Annotated in this window: 1 protein-coding gene; it reads right to left on the bottom strand. The window is 46.0% G+C overall.

Going from position 1 to position 1,154, the window contains the following annotated elements; all coding sequences use genetic code 11:
- On the bottom strand, positions 1 to 1,154 hold a 1,154-nt coding region (locus tag R7Q09_RS24290; protein ID WP_318143716.1), incomplete at both ends, for a cadherin-like domain-containing protein.

Here is a 1,154-nt window from a genome sequence, read left to right as displayed (position 1 = left end):
AGCTCTACAGGGCCGTTGTAACCCGGCGCTGGCGTAAATTCCCAATTCCCTGTGGCTGAGTTAAACGCCAAAGAGCCGGAACTAGGGTCCACAAGTTGAACGTTACTCACCGTCAAGTTGTCGTTTTCCACATCAGTGGCATTCACAAGCAAATCTGATGTAGAAATTGCAAATACACCACTGTCTTCACCAATACTGGTCAAGGTAACTGGCGACGTTTCAGGCGCATCGTTCACGGCTGTAACATCAATCACAAAACTGCTGCTGTTGGTGTTTAAAGTGTCATCAACACCACTAATAACAATGCCTTCGTTACCTTGGTCATCGACTGTAATGTTCACAGTAACATCGCCGAAGAAGTTGAGATCAGGGTTGAACTCAATCAATCCTTCGGCAATGGCGGCATTGAGATCTGCGACTGAACCTTTTAGCTCAACCGCTCCTGTACCGCCACCTTGAACCGTCAAACCATATTTCGAGATAACGTTAGCGTTCAATGCGAGATACCCGCTATCTACCGCTACATTAAGAACATACTCTGCATTCGGGTTATCAAGTACCGCATCGACATCAGAGATACCGAAGCTATTTAGCAATAAGGCGTTGTCTTCAGGTGTTTCCACATCGACAACATTAACGAAGTCAGGTCTGTCGTTTACCGCTGTAACATCGACAGACACATCAAACTCTTCCGCATTACCCAAGCTTTGGCTGCCGTCTAGGCCGGTATCGACCGCTTGCACTTTAAAATGAAGCGAGCCACCCCAAGAATTGTCATTTCTATCACCAGAGTTAAAGACGATTTGATCTAGGTCTTGTGCATTGATTTCAATGACAAAAACACCACTACCTTGATCAACAAATGCCGTTCCATCTGGAAGTGACAAGCTCGCACCATCTGGTACGTTTGAAATCTCAACCCTCAGTGTTTCTGGATCATTCTCTTGATAATTTGCACCGTCGCCAATCGACTCTTTGTTATCCACCACCAGCGCATTCACGTTGATGGTAATGTCTTCGCCTTCATTGCCTGAGACTTGGGTATCTGGGTTAACATCCACGTCGTCGCCAATCGGGTTAACGACTAACGTAAAGTTACTGTTTCGCTCGGTAGGCACTTTCAACAACTCTTCTTGAATGAAGACAGAGATACC

The organism is Vibrio sp. 2130-1 (assembly GCF_033339515.1).
The sequence above is the reverse complement of the archived record's forward strand: the minus strand, read 5'-3'. Positions and strand labels throughout refer to the sequence as shown.